Source organism: Actinoallomurus sp. NPDC052308 (assembly GCF_040679195.1).
Classification (GTDB): Bacteria; Actinomycetota; Actinomycetes; order Streptosporangiales; family Streptosporangiaceae; genus Actinoallomurus; species Actinoallomurus liliacearum.
In genome coordinates this window covers 24344-43658 of sequence record NZ_JBFAUM010000019.1, presented here as the reverse complement: position 1 = coordinate 43658, position 19315 = coordinate 24344, and the positions used below count along the sequence as shown (strand labels likewise).

Below are 19315 nucleotides of genomic sequence, written 5' to 3'. Positions count from 1 at the left end.
GTTCGGAGACCTAGCGCCACCGTGCTCGTCAGGGAACAGCCTGCCCAGTCGCTTACTCGCGTCGTCGGCCGAGATGACGACGAGACCGGCGAGGCCGGCGCAACCGATGGCGATCAGCTCAAGGAACACCGGCGATCCCCCACAGGGCCGGCGCGCTCGAAGGCCCACCTTGTCCGTCGCACCGGCCCCGACCGGGATGCCGCTCGAGGCCAACGCGCTCGAAGGCCCGCCTTCTCCGTCGCAACGACCCGATCGGGGGCGGCGTCCGGGTTCCCGCGTCGGGGCCGGGGCTCGGCGCGGTCAGGGGAGCTCGCCGCGTTCGGCGCGTTTTCGGGGCGGCGTCGGCTCGGGGTCGTCACCGGGGCTCCTCGGCGGCGATGGCGAGGAGCCTGGTCCACCACAGGCCGAGGACGTCGAGGCCGGTCCCGAGCCCCAGGCACAGGGCTCCCGGCAGCGTGCCGAACAGGAAGGCGAAGGGGCGTGCGCCCAGCGCGATCGCCATGAGCAGGCCGAGGAGGGGCAGCCCGGCGAGCAGCCGGGCGGTCGCGCGGGGACCGGCGAGTTGCAGGGCGACCTCCTCGCGGTGCGTCTGCTCGTCGCGGAGTGCGTCGGCCAGCCCTTCGACGACGGAGGCGAGCATGCCGCCCCGGTCCATCCCGATGCGCCAGCATCCGGCGAGCAGGCGGAGACCTTCGCAGCCAGGCGCCACGGCCGCCCGGTCGAGCGACGCGGCGACGTCGTCACCCGACCGGGCGGCGGCCAGGACGGGCTCGAACCGGGGAATGGACGAGAGCCCCTCGGCCGCGCCGGTCAGCGCGGCGCCGGGTGGGCGTCCGGCGGCGAGTTCGGCGGCGATCCCGTCGCACAGCTCGACGACCGCCGCCCGCCGTGCCGTGACGTCTCGACGGCCGCCGAAGAGCAGGTCCCGTACGTGGCGCAGCCGGTCGACGGGCCGGGGCGCGGCCGCCCGCTCGGCGGCCTCGCCGGCCGACCGGGTCCCCATGATCGAGGTCAACCGCAGCAGGGTCGGCGAGGGCAGCGCCAGCACCCAGACGCCCGCGAACACACAGGCCACGGCCAGCACGGCGGTCACGGCCGCGAACCGCCGAGTCGGGCGGCCAGCGCCGCGGCCCCCGGGCCTTCCCGGATCTCTCCTCCGGGCCCGCAGGACACCGCAGGGACCACCTCCACCAGGCCGTCCGGCCGCCGCTGGAAGACACAGATCGCGGCCACCCGGCGGCGACCTCCGGGTGCCTCGCGGACGAGGTGCACGACCACGTCGAGCGCCGCGGCGAGCTGGCTGTGGACGGCCTCCCGGCTGAGGCCGGCGGCGCACGCGAGGGCCTCCAGGCGGGCGGGAACGTCGGCCGGAGCGTTGGCGTGCAGAGTGGCGCAACCGCCCTCGTGTCCGGTGTTCAGCGCGGCCAGCAGGTCGACGACCTCACGCCCTCGCACCTCGCCGACCACCAGGCGGTCCGGACGCATCCGCAAGGCCTGGCGGACGAGGTCGTGGAGGGTGACGCCGCCCGCGCCCTCGATGTTCGGTGGACGGGTCTCCAGACCGATGACGTGCGGGTGCGCGGGCCTGAGCTCGGCCGAGTCCTCGACGAGGACGATGCGCTCCCCCGGGTCGGCCAGCGACAACAGGGCCGACAGAACGGTTGTCTTGCCGGTGCCCGTGCCTCCAGTGACGAGGAACGCCAGCCGGGCGGCGACCAGGGCGTCCAGCAGGTCCGCTCCCTCCGGGGACAGGGTGCCGGCCGAGACCAGCTCGGCGAGCGTGAAGGCCCGGCGTCGCGGCAGGCGCAGCGACAGGGCGGTGCCGCCGGACGCGACCGGCGGCAACACCGCGTGCAGGCGCACTCCACCCGGCAGTCGCGCGTCGGCGTACGGCGCGGTGTCGTCGAGCCGGCGGCCGGCCGCAGCGGCGAGCCGCTGGGCCAGCCGCCGTACCGCGGACTCGTCCGGGAACCGTACGCGGGTCAGCCGCAGGCCGGCGCCCGTGTCGACCCAGACCTCTCCCGGGCCGTTCACCAGGACATCGGTGACATCGGGATCCCGGAGGAGTGGCTCGAGCGGCCCCGCTCCCACCAGGTCGGCCCTGACCTCATCCGCCAGTGACAGGACCTCGGTGTCGCCGAGAACGGGCTCCTCGGCCCGCAGCGCGGCCGCGATCTGGGCCGCGGTCGGGACCGCGCCCGTGCCGACGAGCCGTCCGCGGACCGCCTCGGTGAGGTCGCTCATGGCCGCCCGCCTCCCTCACCGCTCATCGGCCGGACCTCCCGGAGGTCGGTGAGGAAGCGACGGCAGAAGCCGTCGAGCGCCCCGCCCCGGGCGGGACGGTGACCACGCTCGATCGCGGTGGCCAGCCGCCGATCGGTCGCGACCACGCCCGCGAGCGGAAGGCGCAGCGACTCCGCGATGACCGCCGGTTTGAGGCCACCGGGCGCCGGACCGCGCACGACCACCCGCAGGTCGCGGGAGTAGTTGCGGACCAGGTCGGCGACGCGGTCGGCCGCCACGGTGGCACGGACCTCGGCGGGCACGACGATCAGCGTGGAGTCGGCGGCCGCCAGCACCTCGGCGCCGGCGTCGGTCAGTTGGCGGGGCAGGTCGGCCACGACGAGGTCGTAGCCCCGGACGGCCGCGTCGAGCACCGACCGCATCGTCTCCGGCGAGACCGGCTCGGCCGCACCACGGTGCCATGACAGCACGGCGAGGCCGTCACGCGCCGGCAGCGAGTCGTGGAGCGTCGCGGTGCTCAGCCGTCCTTGCCGGTCGGCGTAGTCGGACCACCTGGCCCCGGGCGTCCCCTCCGCGCCCAGGACCAGGTCGATCCCGCCGCCGAGCGGATCGCCGTCGAGCAGGAGCGTGCGCAGCCGATGCCGGGCGGCGACACCGGCCAGCACCGCGGCCAGCACGCTCGCGCCCGCCCCGCCGCGTCCTCCCAGGACGGCGACCACGGCGGCGCGTCGACGGGCCGGCTCGGCGGCCGCCGCCATCTGCTCGACCAACCAGGTCTCGCCCGCCGGCAACGCGATGACCTGCTGCGCTCCGGTCTCGACCGCGAGGCGGTAGACCTCGTCGCCGTCAGGCTCCGCCGCGGCGAGGATGACGCCCGGCCGTCGCTCGGGAGACGACCGGGCGAGGTCACCCGCTAAGTCGGCGCCGACGACGATGAGCGCGGCCTCGCGCCAGGCGGCCCGCGCGCTCGTGGGATCGGTGGCGAGCCGGCTCTCGACGTCCGCCGCCGTGGCCAGACGCATCAGGTCGTCGATGAGCAGGGAGTCGGCAGAAACGATCAACACGGTCGCGGACATGGCATCTCCTCGCTTTCGCGAGATCAACCATGCGGCCCCGCTCGGCCCCCTCGAAAGGCCCCTGCGCGAATCTGTGGATAACCCGGCCCCGGCAGCGTCGCGCGAACGTGAATGCCCCTGGACACGAGACGACCCCCGCCGGGGGGGAGAGCGGGGGTCGCCGGACGGTCCGGCTCCGGGGGGGTAGAGCCGGTCCCGTTTCCCGGAAGGTCTCGAAGGTCAAGCCAAGGCCGGGCGTTCGTCAGCGCACCGTAAACCCGACGGCCCCCAGTCTATGCAGATTCGACATAAAGTCGCCCGATCACTCGGAGTTCCGTCGAGTGGCGACCAATTCGTGATCATTGGTCGATCACCCAAAACGGGAGTATTCGGGCGTTTGCCACGCGGGGGGTGCGGCGAGAACGCCTGTCCTAAGCGTCTGCAGCGTAGCGGAAGGAAGCGAGATCGTTCTGCTCTGGGCCATGGTTGATTGATTCAGAGGTAGATCACGCTATGTGATCACCCTGCCGAACCCAGCCATTCCGATCATCTCGGCGAAGCCGCTCTCTTCGCGGTCGATCGCTTGCTCGGGCGCCCGCCCTTCTACCAGACGAAGATCCTTCGTTGGACCTCCGTTAACCCGGCCAAGGGGCTTGCGATCTGCGCTGATTCGGCGTAGACAGAATGCACGGACCAAGTGTCCGAGCACGGCAGCCGGGCACCCACGCGCGACCAGCCGCGGGAGGCGCGTCGAGACGGGCTTGACCCGATCCGACGATTTGAGGTGCACGCTTGGTAACCCGGTGTGACGTGTCGGCGACGGCGTTCCTCCGGGAGCGCCGTTCGCTTTGTCGCAGGCAGCCACCTGTTTTGGATCGGCCGAAATCGGCACTGATGAAACGATCTTCCGAGATCCATGCGTGCTTCCGAACCCCGTCCGCGCGTGCGTGCACGAGCGACGAGCGGTTCGGCTCGCGTGAATCAACGAGCGCCGGCTCCGGTGGGTCCCCGACGGCCGGATAAGCCGCGCATCAACGCCGGCCACTCGCATGATCGGCGCCCACCCGCATGATCGGCGCGGTCAGCCGCGCATGAACGCCTCGCAGACCGCGAGTGCCTCGCGCGCGCCGAGTTCGACGGCCTCGGCGCAGTGGCTCACCCATCGCCCCACGCCCTCGGGGGTGCCGGTCGCGTAGCCGCGCAGCGCGTCGCCGTACGCGGCCCGCAGTTCGAGATGCCCGACCTCCGGGGCGGTCAGCGACTTCGGATCGAGGCCCCGGTCGACGAGGGTCAGCCGCGAGGCCGCGCGGGCCACGATGCCGTCGCCCCACCCGAACGGGCGCAGGGCGAGCAGTTCCCCATGCACGATCGCGGCGATGACGATCGCCGGCGCCTCCGTCGTGATGGTCAGCAGGTCGCTGAGCACGTCGAGCCGCGCGGCGACGTCCGCGGGCGGCAGGGGCGTGCCGAGTTCCAGGGGGTCGGTCGCCTCGTCGTCCGGACGGGGCCGCCCGAGCGCGTCGGGGTCGAGGGCGTCCGCGGCCGCCAGCACGTGGAGCCGGGCGAGCGCCTGGCGCGGCGCCTTGTGCCAGGTGTCGGCGAGCGCGCCGAGCTCGGCCGACACGCGCAGGGCGCCCTGCACGACCGGGTCGTTCGTCAGGCCGCCGCGTACCTCTTCCAGCGGGACCGCGACCCCTTCCAGGGCCGCCGACGCGCGGGCGCCGCGCAGCGCCGACTCGGCGGAAACCTCGGCGCTCCGCCGCCGCAGGATCCGGTGGCCGAGCAACCGGTCGACGGCATCCCGGGCCCGGGCGACGGCCTCGGGAACTCCCGGCAGGCCTGCGACGTTGGCAAATGGGTCGCTCATTCGAACGCGCGGCGCTCGGTGGCCGTCCCGGTGGCGGGCCGGTCCGGGAACGCCGCTTCCTCCTCGGGATGTCGGTGGCCGAACACGGCACGGCGCGGATGTCGCGGCGCGGGCCCCGCCGGTGACGGGAACGGCGCCACCGCATGACCCTATGCCGCGAGCACCCCTTGTAACGACACATGCGAAGCTGCTGAAGTTGGCTTGGACCGTCCTGACCTCCCGAACCCCGAAGGAGCGCGCCGTGACGCAGGAAACCCCACACGAGACCCTCTCCAATCTTCTCCAGGAGAGTCGGCGGTTCGCTCCTCCGGAAGAGCTGGCCGCGGCGGCCAACGTCACCTCGGCGGCGTACGAGGAGGCGGCGGCGGACCGGCTGGCGTTCTGGGAGGAACAGGCCAAACGCCTGCACTGGAACTCCGGGTGGGACACGACCCTCGACTGGTCGAACCCGCCGTTCGCCAAGTGGTTCGTCGGGGGGAAGCTGAACGCCGCGTACAACTGCATCGACCGGCACGTCGAGGCGGGCAACGGCGACCGCGTGGCGTACCACTGGGAGGGTGAGCCCGGCGACACCCGCACGATCACGTACGCGGACCTCAAGCGCGAGGTCTCGAAGGCCGCGAACGCCCTGCTCGAGCTCGGCGTCCAGAAGGGCGACCGCGTCGCGATCTACATGCCGATGATCCCGGAGACGGTGTTCGCGATGCTGGCCTGCGCCCGCATCGGCGCGCCGCACACGGTGGTCTTCGGCGGGTTCTCCGCCGACGCGCTGCGCGGGCGCATCGAGGACTGTGACGCCCACGTCGTCATCACCTCGGACGGCGGCTACCGCCGGGGCGCGCCGAGCGCGCTCAAGCCGAACGTCGACGAGGCCATCGCGGGCGTCGACCACGTGCGCAACGTCCTCGTCGTCCGCCGTACCGGCCAGGACGTCGCCTGGACCGAGGGCCGCGACATCTGGTGGCACGACCTCGTCGACCGGCAGAGCGAGGAGCACGAGCCGGAGGCGCACGACGCGGAGCACCCGCTGTACGTCATGTACACCTCGGGCACCACCGCCAAGCCCAAGGGCATCCTGCACACCACCGGCGGGTACCTCACGCAGGTGTCCTGGACGCACCACGCGGTGTTCGATCTCAAGCCGGAGACGGACGTCTTCTGGACCGCGGCCGACATCGGCTGGGTGACCGGCCACTCGTACATCGTGTACGGGCCGCTGTCCAACGGCGCGACCAGCGTCATGTACGAGGGCACGCCCGACACCCCGCACAAGGGCCGCTGGTGGGAGCTGGTCGCCAAGTACAAGGTCTCGATCCTGTACTGCGCGCCGACCGCGATCCGCACGTTCATGAAGTGGGGCGAGGACATCCCCGCCCAGCACGACCTGTCGTCGCTGCGGCTGCTGGGCTCGGTCGGCGAGCCGATCAACCCGGAGGCGTACGTCTGGTACCGCAAGAACATCGGCGCCGACCGTACGCCGGTGGTCGACACCTGGTGGCAGACCGAGACCGGCTCGATCATGGTCAGCCCGTTGCCGGGCGTCACCCACGGCAAGCCCGGCGCGGCGATGCGGCCGCTGCCCGGCATCGAGGCCGACGTCGTCGACGACCAGGGCGAGTCGGTGCCGAACGGCGGCGGCGGCTTCCTCGTCGTCAAGGAGCCGTGGCCGTCGATGCTGCGCACGATCTGGGGCGACGACGAGCGGTTCATCAAGACCTACTGGTCGCGCTTTGAAGGGCTGTACTTCGCCGGCGACGGCGCGAAGAAGGACGACGACGGCGACTTCTGGCTGCTCGGCCGGGTCGACGACGTCATGCTGGTCTCCGGCCACAACATCTCGACCACCGAGGTCGAGTCGGCGCTGGTGTCGAACCCGAAGGTCGCCGAGGCGGCCGTGGTGGGCTCCACGGACCCGGTCACCGGGCAGGCCATCGTCGCGTTCGTCATCCTGCGCGGGGAGGTCGTCGACGACGGCGAGGCGCTGGTCGCCGAGCTGCGCGACCACGTCGCCAAGCACCTCGGCCCGATCGCCAAGCCTCGGCAGATCATGATCGTGCCGGAGCTGCCGAAGACCCGGTCCGGAAAGATCATGCGGCGGTTGCTCCGCGACGTCGCGGAGAACCGCTCCCTCGGGGACGTCACCACGCTGACGGACAGCACGGTGATGGACCTCATCAAGGACCAGATGCCGGCCGCGTCGAGCGACGAGTAACGGCGGCGAACGGGTGAGCGCGGCCTCCGGGTCCGCGCTCACCCGTCGCGGCGGTACCGGCCCGCCGCCGGAGGCGACGGAACCCGTCACCGGTAATCTCGGACAGTCGCGTGCCGATAAGCCGTTCTTTTGCCGGGACTTCGCCGGTTCACTCCTCATCGGCGATTCGGCCTATTCGGATCCTGCCCGATCCGGGAGAGTGGCGACCTGCACTGAGAGGAGAAACATGACCGAGGTACGGCCGAACGGCCAGTATGACGACAAATCACTCGGCGAGCTGGTCGCCATCGCCACGGGCAGCGTCTCCCGCCTCGTGAAGTCGGAGCTCGAGCTCGCCAAGCTGGAGCTGAAGGGCGACGCGAAGAAGGCCGCCCTCGGTAGCACCCTGTTCGCGGTCGCCGGCGTGATCGGCGGGGTCGTCGTCATCCTGTTGTCGATCGCCCTCGCGTACGGCCTGGTCGCGCTCGGCATCTGGAACTGGGCCGCATTCCTCATCGTCGCCGGGTTCTACGTCCTGCTGGCGGCCGTGCTGATCCTCATCGGCCTGTGGCGGATGAAGAAGATGAGCGGCGCCAAGCGGTCCCGGCAGTCCGTCATGGAGGACTTCGCCATGCTCCGCCGGGGCGGCGACTCCGAAGACAAGCCCGCACTGGAGGAGTGACGCCCTTCCCGCGGAGGCCCGCGCCGGCGGAGTGACGCCCACAGAAGAGGAGCCCGCGCGGGCGGAGTGACGTCCGCCGGCGCTCGCCGGGGGCCGATGAAGGGGGGCCGTACGTGACCGACGAGTCCGTTGTTCAGATCGACGGCCCGTGGCGGCACCGGTCGGTGAGCGCGGGCGGTACGCGCTTCCACGTCGTCGAGATCGGCGAGGGGCCGCTCGTCCTGCTGCTCCACGGATTCCCGCAGTTCTGGTGGTCGTGGCATCGCCAGCTCGTGTCGCTGGCCGAGGCCGGGTTCCGGGCGGCGGCCGTCGACCTGCGCGGGTACGGCGGCAGCGACAAGCCGCCGCGCGGGTACGACCTGATCACACTGGCCCGGGACGCCGCCGGCCTGATCCGGGCGCTCGGCGAGGCGAGCGCGACCGTCGTCGGGCACGACTGGGGCGGCCTGCTCGCCTGGACGATGGGCGTCTACCAGCCGCGCGTCGTACAACGGCTGGTCGCGGTGTCGGCGCCGCACCCGCTGCGCATCCGTACCGCGATGGCGACGGACCTGCGCGGCCAGGCCTGGGCGGCCCGGCAGACCTTCGGCTTCCAGTTGCCGATGGGACCGGAGCGGCTGCTCGTACGGGACGACGCCGCCCAGGTGGGCCGGGTGCTGCACGCCTGGTCGGCGCCGGGCTGGCCCGACTCCGGCAGCGAGCGGCTGTACCGCTCGGCCTTCCAGATCCCAGGCGTCGCGCACTGCGCGCTGGAGTACCACCGCTGGGCGGTGCGGTCGATGCTGCGCCCGGACGGACTGCGGTACGCCCGCCGGATGCGCACTCCCATCCGTGTCCCCACCCTTCAGCTGCACGGCTCACTGGACGGCTACGTGCTGCCCCGCAGCGCGCAGGGTTCGGGCCGGTTCGTCGACGCGCCGTACCGGTGGCGGCTGATCGACGGCGTCGGGCACTTCCCGCAGGAGGAACGCCCGGAGGCCTTCGACGCCGAGCTCCTCTCCTGGCTCGCCTAACCCCACCCGGGCCGCCGCGCCGGCTAGCGGGTGTCCGGTGGACAGTGGGCCACCGGACATTCCGCAGACCGTCCGGAGCGGACAATAGGACCATGCGCGATCGGGATGAGACGGGACGGGCACGCAACGCGCGGCCCCGTGACGCGTACGGTCGGCCGCTGCCGCATGGCGCGGCCGGAGAGGAACGCGTTCCGGACGACTACGCGGCCGAGCCCGCCGAGGCCCTGGCCGAGGCGCAGCGGCTGCTCGACGCGGACCGGCCCTTCCACGCCCATGAGGTGCTGGAGGCCGCCTGGAAGGCCGCGCCGGAGGCCGAGCGCACCCTGTGGCAGGGGCTGGCCCAGCTTGCGGTCGGATTCACGCACGTACGGCGCGGGAACGCGCGAGGGGCCTGCACGCTGCTGCGCCGCGCCGCCGACCGCATCGCACCGTATGCGGCCGCCGCCACACCACACGGCGGTAGCGCGGGGGATGACGCCGCGCTGCACGGGATCGCGGTCGTCGACCTGGCGGCCACGGCACGCGAGCTGGCCGACCGCATCGAGCGCGACGGCCTGGTGGCGGTCACGGACGCCGACCTGACCCCCCGCCTCTCCCGGCCGGCCTAGTCGGAGCAGGACTGCGTCGAGACGCTGCCGCTCGCGTTGATGCCCGCCTCGGCGTCCGGCGCGACCTCGTGGGCGGTGAGGGCGTACCCGGTCTCCTTGTTGTCCAGGGCGGCGGCGAAGACGACGCCGTACACCCTGCCGGACGGGGACAGCAGCGGACCGCCGGAGTTGCCCTGCTCGACCAGCGCGCGGATGGCGTAGATCTCGCGGGTGACCTGGCCGGAGTGGTAGATGTCGGGGCCCTTGGCCTTCTGCTTGGCACGGATCCGGGCCGCCCGCGGGGTGAACGGCTGGTTCTTCGGGAAGCCGGCCACCACGGCGTCGTCGCGGCTCTGGGCGCCCTCGTCGAACTTCAGGGACGGCAGGTTCAGCCCCGGCACGTCGAGGACGGCGATGTCCCGCTTGTCGTCGTACAGCACGACCTTCGCGTGGTAGTTGCCGTCCTTCTCCGTGTAGACGGTCGGGCCGGAGTCCACACCCGCGACGACGTGCGCGTTGGTCATGACGCGGCCGGGCGCGTACACGAAGCCGGTGCCCTCGATCCTGCGCTGGCAGCTGTGCGCCGTGCCCATGATCTTGACGATGCTCTTGCGGGCGGCCAGTAGCTGCGGGGTGTTGAGGATCTTGGTGTCGGGCGGCGGCACCTCGGCGATGGGCTCGCCGCCGAGCCCGCCGAACACCTGCGGGAACTCCGTCTTGGACACGAAGCCGCGGAAGGAGGAGAACCAGGTGTTCGCCTGCTGCGGCATGAACGTGTCGACGCCGTGCAGCACCTGGGAGCTCTTGACCTGGGTGCGCAGCCAGACGATCGGCGAGGTCACCAGGGCGCTGCCGATGAACCACGCGACGACGAGCAGCGCGACGCTGCTGACGCAGGCGCCACCGACGGCGTCGACGCTCCGGGCCGACTCCCAGGTCACGCGGCTGCGCAGCGCGGACCCGACGGAAGAGGCGATGAGCTGTCCGAGCGTCGCGGCCAGGAAGGCGATGACCACGGCGAGCAGCGCCTGCTGCGCCGCTCCGTCGACGACCGCCTTGACCAGAGGTGGGGCGATCAGCATGCCGAGGACGACGCCGCCGACGAAGCCGACGAAGCTGAGGACGCCCACGATGAAGCCCTGCCGGTACCCCGAGATGGCAAAGAGCACGACGAGCACCAGCAGGATGAGATCAAGAACGTGATCGCCCAGCACCGGTCAACCGTATAGCGCATTCGGCCCCGAGGACGTCCCCTCTCCGGACCAGATCGGCCGCGGAGGCGTACGAACCGGGGACTACTCGCGCCGCCCGAGGTCGATGACCTCGGCGGGGAGGTCCTCGACCCGTGTGGTGTCCCAGGGACGATCCCAGCCGCCCGCCTCGAGCACCGCGTGCAGGATCCCGGCGGTGAACCCCCACACGAGCATCCCCCTGACGCGGAAGGCCGGGCCGAGGTGACCGGAGGGCCCGCGGATGCGCAGCCGGTTGGCCGGGTCCGTCAGCTCGGACAGCGGGACCCGCGCGACCGAGGCCACCTCGCGAGGATCGGCCGGGCCCACGGCGGACGGCTCCCGCCACCAGGCGACGACCGGGGTGACGCGGTACCCGCTGTGCGCGACGTACATCTCCGGCATGGTCGCCAGGACGGCCACGCCGGAGGAGTCGACCCCGGTCTCCTCGGTCGCCTCGCGTAGCGCCGCCCCGACCGGCCCGTCGTCCCCGGGGTCGACGCCGCCGCCGGGGAACGCCGGCTGCCCGGCGTGCTTGCGCAGCGTGTCCGCGCGCTGGAGGAGCAGGAGGTCCGGGCCGTCGGGACCCTCGCCGAACAGGATGAGCACCGCGGCGGCGCGGGCGCCGTTCGCGGGCGGACGAAGGAGCGCGGGGACCTGCATCCGGGGTGCCTTGGCCGCGAACCCGCGCAACCACTCCGGGCAGTCCGTCCCAGGGTCGACCGACATCATTGAAGGTTCAACCGGATCGGCCGCTTGATCCTTCCCCGTCACGAGACCTGTTCCTTCCCGGTCACGAGAACGGACCGGGCTTCACCAGCTTGCGGGCGGTCTCCTCGTCGGTCGGACCCTCGCCGTACGACGGGCAGAGCCGGGCGAGCGGGCAGGCCCCGCAGGCCGGGCGCCGCGCCTGGCAGATGCGCCGGCCGTGCCAGATCAGCCGGTGCGACAGGATGGTCCAGTCCTTGCGCGGGATCAGCTCCCCGACCTCGTACTCGATCTTCACCGGGTCGGTCTCGGTGGTCCAGCCGAACCGTCTGCTCAGCCGCCCGAAGTGCGTGTCGACCGTGATGCCCGGCACGTCGAAGGCGTTGCCGAGCACGACGTTGGCGGTCTTGCGCCCGACGCCGGGCAGCGTCACGAGCTCCTCGAGGGTGTGCGGCACCTCGCCGCCGAACCGGTCGCACAACTCCTGGCCGAGCTTCAGCAGGCTGTTGGTCTTGGCCCGGAAGAAGCCCGTCGACTGGATGATCTTTTCCACCTCTTCCCGGTCGGCCGCCGCGAGGTCGGCGGCGGTCGGGAAGCGGGCGAAGAGGGTCGGGGTGACCATGTTGACTCGCTTGTCCGTCGTCTGCGCGGACAAGATCGTCGCAACCAGGAGCTGGAACGGATCGACGAAATCAAGCTCACAGTGCGCATCCGGGTACACTTCCGCGAGCTCTCGATTGATCCGGCGAGCCCGGCGTACGAGGGCGAGACGCGACTCCGGTTTGCGTGGCACGAACGCAAGGGTAACGGGGGGGTCGACCAAAACTCATCCTGCGATGTGCGTCACACTGTGGTGGTACGTCAGCAAGGAGGAAACGTGAACGACCGCGACGTGGAGGTTCTGGGACGGGCCCCACTGTTCGAAGCACTCGACGAGGAAGGGGCGAAGGCGCTTCGCGCCATCGTGTCAGAGGTCCACCTCTCACGCGGTCAGACGCTGTTCTCCGAGGACCAGGAGGGCGACCGGCTCTACGTCGTCCTCGATGGCAAGATCAAGCTCACCCGGACGGCACCCGACGGCCGGGAGAACCTTCTGAGCGTGCTCGGCCCCAGCGAGATGTTCGGCGAGCTGTCCCTGTTCGACCCCAGGCCGCGTACGGCCAGCGCCATCGCCGTGACCGAGTCGCGGCTGGCCGGGGTGGGCCACAGCGACCTGTGGCCGTTCCTCAAGGTTCACCCCGAGATAAGCGTCCACCTGCTGCGCGCACTCGCCCAGCGCCTGCGCCGGACCAACGAGAACATGGCCGACCTCGTCTTCACGGACGTGCCCGGCCGGGTCGCCAAGGCCCTGCTCGACCTCGCGGAGCGGTTCGGCCAGCCGAGCGAGAGCGGTCTGCACGTCCACCACGACCTGACGCAGGAGGAGCTCGCCCAGCTCGTCGGCGCGTCCCGGGAGACGGTGAACAAGGCCCTCGCCGACTTCGCCCAGCGTGGCTGGCTGCGCATCGAGGCCCGCGCCGTACAGGTCCTCGACATCGACCGCCTCCGCAAGCGCTCCCGCTGAGCGGGTCCTGGCCGAGCGGGTCCCGTCAGATGACGCCGCGCTCGGCCAGGTAGTCGAGCTGGGCCTGGACGGCCCACTCGGCGGCCGGCCACAGCGACCGGTCGACGTCGGCGTAGACCCGCTCCACGACGTCCCGGGCGGTCCGCGCGCCGGCCGCGACCGCGGCCTCGACCTGCTGGAGGCGTTGGCGCCGGTGGGCGAGGTAGTGGTCGAGCGCGCCGACGGGGTCGTCGAGCCGGGGGCCGTGGCCCGGCAGGATCACACTCGTCCCCTCGGCCATCGCCCGCAGCCGGTCGAGTGAGGCGAGGTAGTCCCCGAGCCGGTCCACCACCGTGGTGCCGTAGCCGAGCACCGTGTCGCCGGTGAGCACGGCCCGGTCACCCGGCAGCCAGAAGCACAGCGAGTCGTGGGTGTGGCCCGGGGTCTCCATGACCCGCAGCTCCAGGCCGTCCAGCTCCACCACGTCGCCCTCGCCCAAGCCCTCCTCGCCCAGCCGCAGGGCCGGGTCGAGCGCCCGGATGGGGACGGGGTGGGAGTTCTCGGCGGCGAGCTCGGCGAACCGCCGTGCGCCCTCGGCGTGGTCCGGATGTCCGTGCGTGAGGAGTACGAGGGCCACGCGTCCCGCCTGGGCGGCGACCCGGCGCAGGTGCTCCTCGTGCTCCGGCCCCGGATCGACGACGATCGACCGCTCGGCGCCCGGCTCGCGGAGCACCCAGGTGTTCGTACCGTCCAGGGTCATCGGCGAGGGGTTCGGCGCCAGCACGCACCGGGCCCGCTCGGTGCCCATGCCGTCGATGCCGCTCACGGCCGGGCTCCGGGAACGTGGCCGTCGAGCTCCGGCGGCAGGACGAGGTAGACGCCGTCACCGGTCACGCGCGTCTCGGGGAGTCGAGGCCGTACGTCCCGCTCGGCGGCGAGGACCGCGGCGACCGAGTCGTACGCCGTCAGCTCGGTGAGCGTGACCATGGTCGGCGGCAGCAGCGCCATCTCGCCGCGCCGGGCTGCCTCGACCGCCTCCTGCGGGCGTACCCACGTCACCCGGTCGGACTCGGTGCTGACGTCGCGGGTGCGCTGGCCGGCGGGCAGCGCCGCGACGAAGAACCTGGTGTCGTAGCGGCGTTCCTCGATGACGGGCGTGATCCAGTGCGCCCAGGGGCGCAGCAGGTCGCCGCGCAGGACGAGGCCGCGCTTGTCGAGCAGCGCGGCGAGGGACAGCGAACGGTCCAGCAGCGCCTGCCGGTCCGCCTCCCAGTCGTCGCCGCTGATGTCCCCCGCGATCAGGTCCGCCGCGGGCCCCGCGAGGAGCACGCCCGACTCCTCGAACGTCTCACGGACGGCCGCGCACACCAGCTCACGAGCGAGGGTCTCCCCGGCGCCGAACGCCGCGCCCCACTCCTCCGGCGACGGCCCGGCCCAGCCCACCGTACGGTCGCCGTCCCGCGCGTCCACCGAACCGCCGGGGAAGACGTACGCGCCCGGTGCGAACGGCATCGACGACACCCGGCGCAGCATGTACACCTCGATGCCGCCGCTCGGGGCGTCGCGGAGCAGGACGACGGTGGAGGCGTCCCGCGGCGCGGCCGGCTCCGCCCGGCCCTCCTCGATGTCGCGGGCGCGCTGGGCGAATTGGTCGGGCAGCCGAAGGCCGGGAACGTCCGTCAACGGGCCTCCTCGTTCACGGGGGTCGGGACGCCGTCCGGCGGGGTGCCGGCACGGCGTCCCGTAAGGCTCTGTCCGCCGAACGTTATTCGACTTCGGCGATCAGTTCGACCTCGACGGGCGCGTCCTTCGGCAGCACCGCGACGCCCACCGCGCTGCGGGCGTGCCGGCCCGCGTCGCCGAACACCTCGCCGAGCAGGTCGCTCGCCCCGTTGATCACCTGCGGCTGGCCGTAGAAGTCCGGCGCGCTGGCCACGAAGCCGACGACCTTGACGATGCGCCGTACCCGCGACAGCTCCCCGACCTCGGCCTTCAGGGCGGCGATCGCGTTGAGCGCGGCCGTACGGGCCAGCCCGGCGGCCTCCTCCTCGGTGACCTCCGCGCCGACCTTGCCGGTCGCGAGCAGCTTGCCGTCGGCGATCGGCAGTTGGCCCGACGTGTAGACGAGGTTCCCGGACCGGGCGGTCGGGACGTACGACGCCAGCGGCGCGACGACGTCCGGCAGCTCCAGTCCGAGCTCGCGGACCCTCTCCTCCGGGGTGCTCACTGCTTCTCCCGCTTGAGGTAGGCCACGAGGTTCTCGGGGTTCGGGCCGGGGATGACGGTGACGAGCTCCCACCCGTCCTCGCCCCAGTTATCGAGGATCTGCTTCGTCGCGTGCACGAGCAGTGGAACGGTCGCGTACTCCCACTTCTTCATGGGGGAACGCTACTACCGCTGGGTGGGCGGCTCCTCGTGGCGTGCGGCGATGCCGGGCTGCTCCTTCGCCTCCAGTCCGGGCACGGGCGGGACCTCCTTCGCGGAGTCGATCGACGCCGGCTCGCCGGCCTCGGCCAGCTCCTCCTCGGCCTTGGCGAGGCGCTCGGCCAGGTCGGTCCGGGGCGTGCCCTCACGCGGTGTCTGGTCCCCGCCGGCGGCGCGGTCGAAGAAGCGCAGCAGCTCCACGGGGAACGGCATGACGAGCGTGCTGTTCTTCTCGGCGGCGACCTCCACGACCGTCTGCAGCAGCCGCAGTTGGAGGGAGGCTGGGTCCTGCGCCATGACCTCGGCCGCGGCCGCCAGTCGCTTGGACGCCTGGAACTCACCGTCGGCGGTGATGATGCGGGCCCGGCGCTCCCGCTCCGCCTCGGCCTGGCGCGCCATCGACCGCTTCATGCCCTCCGGCAGCGAGACGTCTTTGATCTCCACCCGCTCGATCTTGACGCCCCAGGGCGCCTCGGTCATGCCGTCCATGATCTGGCGGAGCTCGGCGTTGATCGACTCGCGGTCGGACAGCAGCTGCTGCATGTCGGCGCGGCCGATGACCGAACGCAGCGACGTCTGCGCCACCTGCGAGATGGCCCAGTTGTAGTTCTGCACGTTCACGATCGCCTTCACCGGGTCGATCACCCGGAAGTAGACGACCGCGTCGACGCGGACGCTGACGTTGTCCTGGGTGATGCCCTCCTGCGCGGGCACGCCCATCGCCACCGTCTGCATGTTGACCTTCGTCATCCGGTCGATCACGGGGAAGATCAGGGTCAGGCCCGGCGGCCGGAAGTGCGACTGCACCTGGCCGAGGCGGAAGACCACGCCGCGTTCGACCTGCTGAACGACCTTGATCGACGACAGGATGATCAGCAGGATCACGAAGCCGATGACGCCTAGGAGCACGAATGCCGCTTCAGCCACGGCGCTCACCTTTCTGACGGCCGATTCCCTCATGTCCGACACTAGTCGTCGGATCCCCTGAGGTGGCAGACGTCACCTTGCGGGGGTTGCGAACGCGTCGCCGGACGGACGATAACCTCACAAGAGTGAGCGCGAGAGACACCGACTGGGACGGTGTACGGCTGCACGTCGTCACTGGTAAGGGCGGTACCGGCAAGACCACGGTGGCCGCCTCCCTGGCGCTCGCCCTGGCCGCGGGCGGCCGTCAGGTCCTGCTCATCGAGGTGGAGGGCCGGCAGGGGATCGCCCAGCTCTTCGACTGCCCGCCGCTGCCGTACGAAGAGCGCAAGGTCGCGGTGGCGCCGGACGGCGGCGATGTGTACGCCCTCGCCGTCGATCCCGAAGAGGCCATGCTCGAGTACCTCGAGATGTTCTACAACATCAAACGGGCGGGCAAGGCGCTGGGCAAGATGGGCCTGATCGACTTCGCCACCACGATCGCCCCCGGCCTGCGCGACGTGCTGCTCACCGGCAAGGCCAGTGAGGCCGTGCGCCGCCGCGACAAGAGCGGCCGGTTCATCTACGACGCGGTGGTGATGGACGCCCCGCCGACCGGCCGGATCGGCCGGTTCCTCAACGTCAACGCCGAGGTCGCCGGGCTGGCGAAGGTCGGCCCGATCCGCAACCACGCGGACACCGTCATGCGGGTGATCCGCAGCCCGGAGACCGCGGTGCACTTCGTCACGCTCCTGGAGGAGATGCCGGTCCAGGAGACCCTGGACGGGGTCACGGAGCTGCGGGAGATCGGCCTGCCCGTCGGCGGCCTGATGATCAACATGGTCCGGCCGCCGCTGCTGCCCGCGGACGAGCTGGACCTGGCCGTCCACGACGAGCTCGACGTCGAGGCGATCCGCATGGGGATCAAGGCGGCCGGCATCGAGGACCGCACCGCCGAGATCGCCGACGCCCTCGCCGAGGAGGCCGCCGACCACGCGCGGCGCACCGCCCTGCAGGAGCGCGAGAAGGCGCGCCTCGCAGACGCGCACGTCCCGCAGTACGAGTTGCCGCACCTGAGCGACGGCATGGACCTCGCCGGGCTGTACGAGCTGGCCGCCGAGCTGAGGAGGCAGGGAGCAGCGTGACCGCGGCCGAGAGGACCCCGCCGGACTTCTGCATCGACGACCTGATCGACGACCCCGACACGAAGATCATCGTCTGCTGCGGGTCGGGCGGCGTGGGCAAGACCACGACCGCCGCCGCCGTGGGCGTCCGCGCCGCCGAGCGCGGCCGCGACGTCGTCGTGCTGACCGTCGACCCCGCCCGCCGGCTCGCCCAGGCGCTGGGCCTCACCGAGCTGGACAACACCCCGCGTCTCGTCGAGGGCGTCGACGGCGAGCTGTACGCCATGATGCTCGACATGAAGCGCACCTTCGACGAGATCGTCGAAGCGCACGCCGAGCCCGGACGCGCCCAGCAGATCCTGGCCAATCCCTTCTACCAGTCGCTGTCCTCCAGTCTCTCGGGGACGCAGGAGTACATGGCGATGGAGAAGCTGGGCCAACTGCACCGGTCCGGCGCCTGGGACCTCATCGTCGTCGACACGCCGCCGTCCCGGTCGGCGCTGGACTTCCTCGACGCGCCGGAGCGGATGGGCCGGTTCCTCGACGGCCGATTGATCAAAATTCTGATGGCCCCCGCCAAGGCGGGCGGCCGCTTCGGGATGAAGGTCGTGACCGCCGGCTTCGGCATGTTCACCAGCGCGATCACGAAGGTGCTCGGCGGGCAGTTGCTGAAGGACGTCCAGACGTTCGTGCTGGCCTTCGACACGATGTTCGGCGGGTTCCGGGAGCGGGCGGAGCAGACGTACCGGCTGCTACAGGCGCCCGGCACGGCGTTCCTCGTCGTCGCGGCCCCGGAGCCGGACGCGCTGCGCGAGGCGTCCTATTTCGTCGAGCGCCTCGCCGAGGAGCAGATGCCGATGGCCGGCATGGTCCTCAACCGGGTGCACAAGTCCGACGCCTCGCACCTGTCGGCCGTGCGCAGCCAGGCCGCCGCGGAGATGCTGGAGGACCGCGGCGCGCACCCCCTCGCCGCCGCGCTGCTGCGCCTGCACGCCGAGCGGATGCACGTGACCGCGCGCGAGGCGCGGCTGTGTGAGAGCTTCACCTCGTCGCACCCGACCGTGCCCAGGGCCACGGTCGCGGCCATGGCCGAGGACGTACACGACCTCGACGGGCTCCGGTGCATCGCGAGGGACCTCGCGGGCGAACCGGAGGAGCCTGCGGCCTGACCGCCGTGCGCTCTCCTACGCGGCGCGGGCGTCGGTGACGCCGACGCGCGCCCGGCACGCCGAAGGAGTCGGCCGCCTGATCGTTCAGGCGCTGCATGAGGGAACCTGGCCGGCCGGGGCGGCCAGGCGATCGATTCGCCGGATCGGTCGGGCGACGTGCCGGTTCAGCCGACGACGTGCCGACTCGGGCGGCGATTCACCGGATCAGCTCGCGACGAGCTCTTCGTCCGGGTCCTGCGACTGCTCGTACCGCTCCTTGGCGGTCTCCAACAGCTCTCGCCACGACGAGACGTCCGGTCGCCGACGAAGCAGCGCGCGGCGCTCGCGCTCCGTCATGCCGCCCCAGACACCGAACTCGATGCGATTGTCGAGAGCATCGGCGAGACACTCGGTGCGCACTGGGCAACCGCGGCAGATCAGCTTGGCCCGGTTCTGAGCCGCCCCCTGCACGAACAACGCGTCGGGATCCGCGTTACGGCAGGCGGCGCGGGCGGTCCAATCCGTGATCCACATCTTGGCCCCACTCCCCTTGGGTCGGTTGTCGTTTGCGAGCCCCGGCCGGACGGGCGCGGACGT

The 19315-nt window shown here is 71.9% G+C and carries 20 protein-coding genes; 7 read left to right on the top strand and 13 right to left on the bottom strand.

The features are described from left to right. Positions 1-355: 355 nt before the first annotated feature. The 4 genes from AB0L00_RS32570 to AB0L00_RS32555 form a co-directional block, all read right to left on the bottom strand. Positions 356-1093 carry a type II secretion system F family protein gene (locus AB0L00_RS32570; protein WP_364440921.1) on the bottom strand — a complete coding sequence of 246 codons (738 nt, stop codon included), beginning with the start codon at positions 1091-1093 and terminating at the stop codon, positions 356-358. Beyond that, positions 1090-2244, bottom strand: a complete 1155-nt coding sequence (locus AB0L00_RS32565; protein ID WP_364440919.1) for a TadA family conjugal transfer-associated ATPase — start codon at positions 2242-2244, stop codon at positions 1090-1092. The genes AB0L00_RS32570 and AB0L00_RS32565 overlap by 4 nt, the downstream gene beginning before the upstream one ends. After that, positions 2241-3320, bottom strand: coding sequence for a septum site-determining protein Ssd (gene ssd / locus AB0L00_RS32560; RefSeq protein ID WP_364440917.1), 1080 nt, complete (start codon positions 3318-3320; stop codon positions 2241-2243). Before ssd ends, AB0L00_RS32565 begins: the two co-directional genes overlap by 4 nt. Before the next feature lie 1060 nt (positions 3321-4380). Further along, the gene (locus tag AB0L00_RS32555) at positions 4381-5166 is read right to left on the bottom strand and encodes an oxidoreductase (protein ID WP_345365988.1); all 786 of its coding nucleotides are present in this window, start codon (positions 5164-5166) and stop codon (positions 4381-4383) included. Between the two features lie 241 nt (positions 5167-5407). On the opposite strand from AB0L00_RS32555, the gene acs reads away from it, so the two are divergent. The 4 genes from acs to AB0L00_RS32535 all read left to right on the top strand — a co-directional run bounded on the left by acs (position 5408) and on the right by AB0L00_RS32535 (position 9660). Beyond that, on the top strand, positions 5408-7378 hold the full coding sequence (gene acs, locus AB0L00_RS32550; RefSeq protein ID WP_364440916.1) for an acetate--CoA ligase: 1971 nt from the start codon (positions 5408-5410) through the stop codon (positions 7376-7378). A gap of 226 nt (positions 7379-7604) precedes the next feature. After that, positions 7605-8039 carry a phage holin family protein gene (locus AB0L00_RS32545; protein ID WP_364440914.1) on the top strand — a complete coding sequence of 145 codons (435 nt, stop codon included), beginning with the start codon at positions 7605-7607 and terminating at the stop codon, positions 8037-8039. Positions 8040-8152: 113 nt separating this feature from the next. Beyond that, positions 8153-9052 carry an alpha/beta hydrolase gene (locus tag AB0L00_RS32540; protein WP_364440912.1) on the top strand — a complete coding sequence of 300 codons (900 nt, stop codon included), beginning with the start codon at positions 8153-8155 and terminating at the stop codon, positions 9050-9052. Positions 9053-9144: 92 nt separating this feature from the next. Beyond that, positions 9145-9660 carry a DUF309 domain-containing protein gene (locus AB0L00_RS32535; protein WP_364440911.1) on the top strand — a complete coding sequence of 172 codons (516 nt, stop codon included), beginning with the start codon at positions 9145-9147 and terminating at the stop codon, positions 9658-9660. Here AB0L00_RS32535 and AB0L00_RS32530 read toward each other — a convergent pair. The 3 genes from AB0L00_RS32530 to nth form a co-directional block, all read right to left on the bottom strand. Beyond that, positions 9657-10850, bottom strand: a complete 1194-nt coding sequence (locus AB0L00_RS32530; RefSeq protein WP_345367404.1) for a MarP family serine protease — start codon at positions 10848-10850, stop codon at positions 9657-9659. The two genes, AB0L00_RS32535 and AB0L00_RS32530, sit on opposite strands and share 4 nt — an antisense overlap. Before the next feature lie 84 nt (positions 10851-10934). Then, positions 10935-11597, bottom strand: a complete 663-nt coding sequence (locus AB0L00_RS32525) for a CoA pyrophosphatase (protein WP_364440910.1) — start codon at positions 11595-11597, stop codon at positions 10935-10937. A 64-nt stretch (positions 11598-11661) separates the two neighbouring features. Then, the gene (nth, locus tag AB0L00_RS32520; RefSeq protein ID WP_345366001.1) at positions 11662-12369 is read right to left on the bottom strand and encodes an endonuclease III; all 708 of its coding nucleotides are present in this window, start codon (positions 12367-12369) and stop codon (positions 11662-11664) included. An 84-nt stretch (positions 12370-12453) separates the two neighbouring features. Between nth and AB0L00_RS32515 the strand changes: the two genes are divergently transcribed. Continuing rightward, positions 12454-13140 carry a Crp/Fnr family transcriptional regulator gene (locus AB0L00_RS32515; protein WP_364440908.1) on the top strand — a complete coding sequence of 229 codons (687 nt, stop codon included), beginning with the start codon at positions 12454-12456 and terminating at the stop codon, positions 13138-13140. Between the two features lie 25 nt (positions 13141-13165). Here the strand turns inward: AB0L00_RS32515 and AB0L00_RS32510 are convergent, their stop codons facing one another. The 5 genes from AB0L00_RS32510 to AB0L00_RS32490 form a co-directional block, all read right to left on the bottom strand. After that, the gene (locus AB0L00_RS32510) at positions 13166-13927 is read right to left on the bottom strand and encodes an MBL fold metallo-hydrolase (protein ID WP_364441044.1); all 762 of its coding nucleotides are present in this window, start codon (positions 13925-13927) and stop codon (positions 13166-13168) included. 14 nt (positions 13928-13941) lie between these two features. Then, the gene (locus tag AB0L00_RS32505; protein ID WP_364440907.1) at positions 13942-14802 is read right to left on the bottom strand and encodes an NUDIX hydrolase; all 861 of its coding nucleotides are present in this window, start codon (positions 14800-14802) and stop codon (positions 13942-13944) included. Positions 14803-14884: 82 nt separating this feature from the next. Beyond that, entirely contained in the window at positions 14885-15346 is a 462-nt protein-coding gene (locus AB0L00_RS32500) for a RidA family protein (protein WP_345366009.1), read from the bottom strand. Next, complete coding sequence (locus AB0L00_RS32495; protein WP_252781158.1) at positions 15343-15498, bottom strand: DUF4177 domain-containing protein; 156 nt, start codon at positions 15496-15498, stop codon at positions 15343-15345. The genes AB0L00_RS32500 and AB0L00_RS32495 overlap by 4 nt, the downstream gene beginning before the upstream one ends. A gap of 12 nt (positions 15499-15510) precedes the next feature. Further along, complete coding sequence (locus AB0L00_RS32490) at positions 15511-16470, bottom strand: slipin family protein (protein ID WP_364440906.1); 960 nt, start codon at positions 16468-16470, stop codon at positions 15511-15513. A 125-nt stretch (positions 16471-16595) separates the two neighbouring features. Between AB0L00_RS32490 and AB0L00_RS32485 the strand changes: the two genes are divergently transcribed. Both AB0L00_RS32485 and AB0L00_RS32480 read left to right on the top strand, forming a co-directional pair. Then, positions 16596-17591, top strand: a complete 996-nt coding sequence (locus tag AB0L00_RS32485) for an ArsA-related P-loop ATPase (RefSeq protein ID WP_364440904.1) — start codon at positions 16596-16598, stop codon at positions 17589-17591. Beyond that, complete coding sequence (locus AB0L00_RS32480; protein WP_364440903.1) at positions 17588-18739, top strand: ArsA family ATPase; 1152 nt, start codon at positions 17588-17590, stop codon at positions 18737-18739. Before AB0L00_RS32485 ends, AB0L00_RS32480 begins: the two co-directional genes overlap by 4 nt. 204 nt (positions 18740-18943) lie before the next feature. On the opposite strand, the gene AB0L00_RS32475 is transcribed toward AB0L00_RS32480, so the two are convergent. Further along, positions 18944-19252, bottom strand: coding sequence for a WhiB family transcriptional regulator (locus AB0L00_RS32475; RefSeq protein WP_364394833.1), 309 nt, complete (start codon positions 19250-19252; stop codon positions 18944-18946). Between the last annotated feature and the right edge of the window lie 63 nt (positions 19253-19315).

Bases quoted from the DNA above. Each gene is read 5' to 3' on its own strand.
- AB0L00_RS32510 (WP_364441044.1), bottom strand. From the start codon at position 13,927: ATGGGCACCGAGCGGGCCCGGTGCGTGCTGGCGCCGAACCCCTCGCCG.
- AB0L00_RS32545 (WP_364440914.1), top strand. From the start codon at position 7,605: ATGACCGAGGTACGGCCGAACGGCCAGTATGACGACAAATCACTCGGC.
- AB0L00_RS32495 (WP_252781158.1), bottom strand. From the start codon at position 15,498: ATGAAGAAGTGGGAGTACGCGACCGTTCCACTGCTCGTGCACGCGACG.
- AB0L00_RS32475 (WP_364394833.1), bottom strand. From the start codon at position 19,252: ATGTGGATCACGGATTGGACCGCCCGCGCCGCCTGCCGTAACGCGGAT.
- AB0L00_RS32535 (WP_364440911.1), top strand. From the start codon at position 9,145: ATGCGCGATCGGGATGAGACGGGACGGGCACGCAACGCGCGGCCCCGT.
- ssd (WP_364440917.1), bottom strand. From the start codon at position 3,320: ATGTCCGCGACCGTGTTGATCGTTTCTGCCGACTCCCTGCTCATCGAC.
- AB0L00_RS32525 (WP_364440910.1), bottom strand. From the start codon at position 11,597: ATGTCGGTCGACCCTGGGACGGACTGCCCGGAGTGGTTGCGCGGGTTC.
- AB0L00_RS32565 (WP_364440919.1), bottom strand. From the start codon at position 2,244: ATGAGCGACCTCACCGAGGCGGTCCGCGGACGGCTCGTCGGCACGGGC.
- AB0L00_RS32555 (WP_345365988.1), bottom strand. From the start codon at position 5,166: ATGAGCGACCCATTTGCCAACGTCGCAGGCCTGCCGGGAGTTCCCGAG.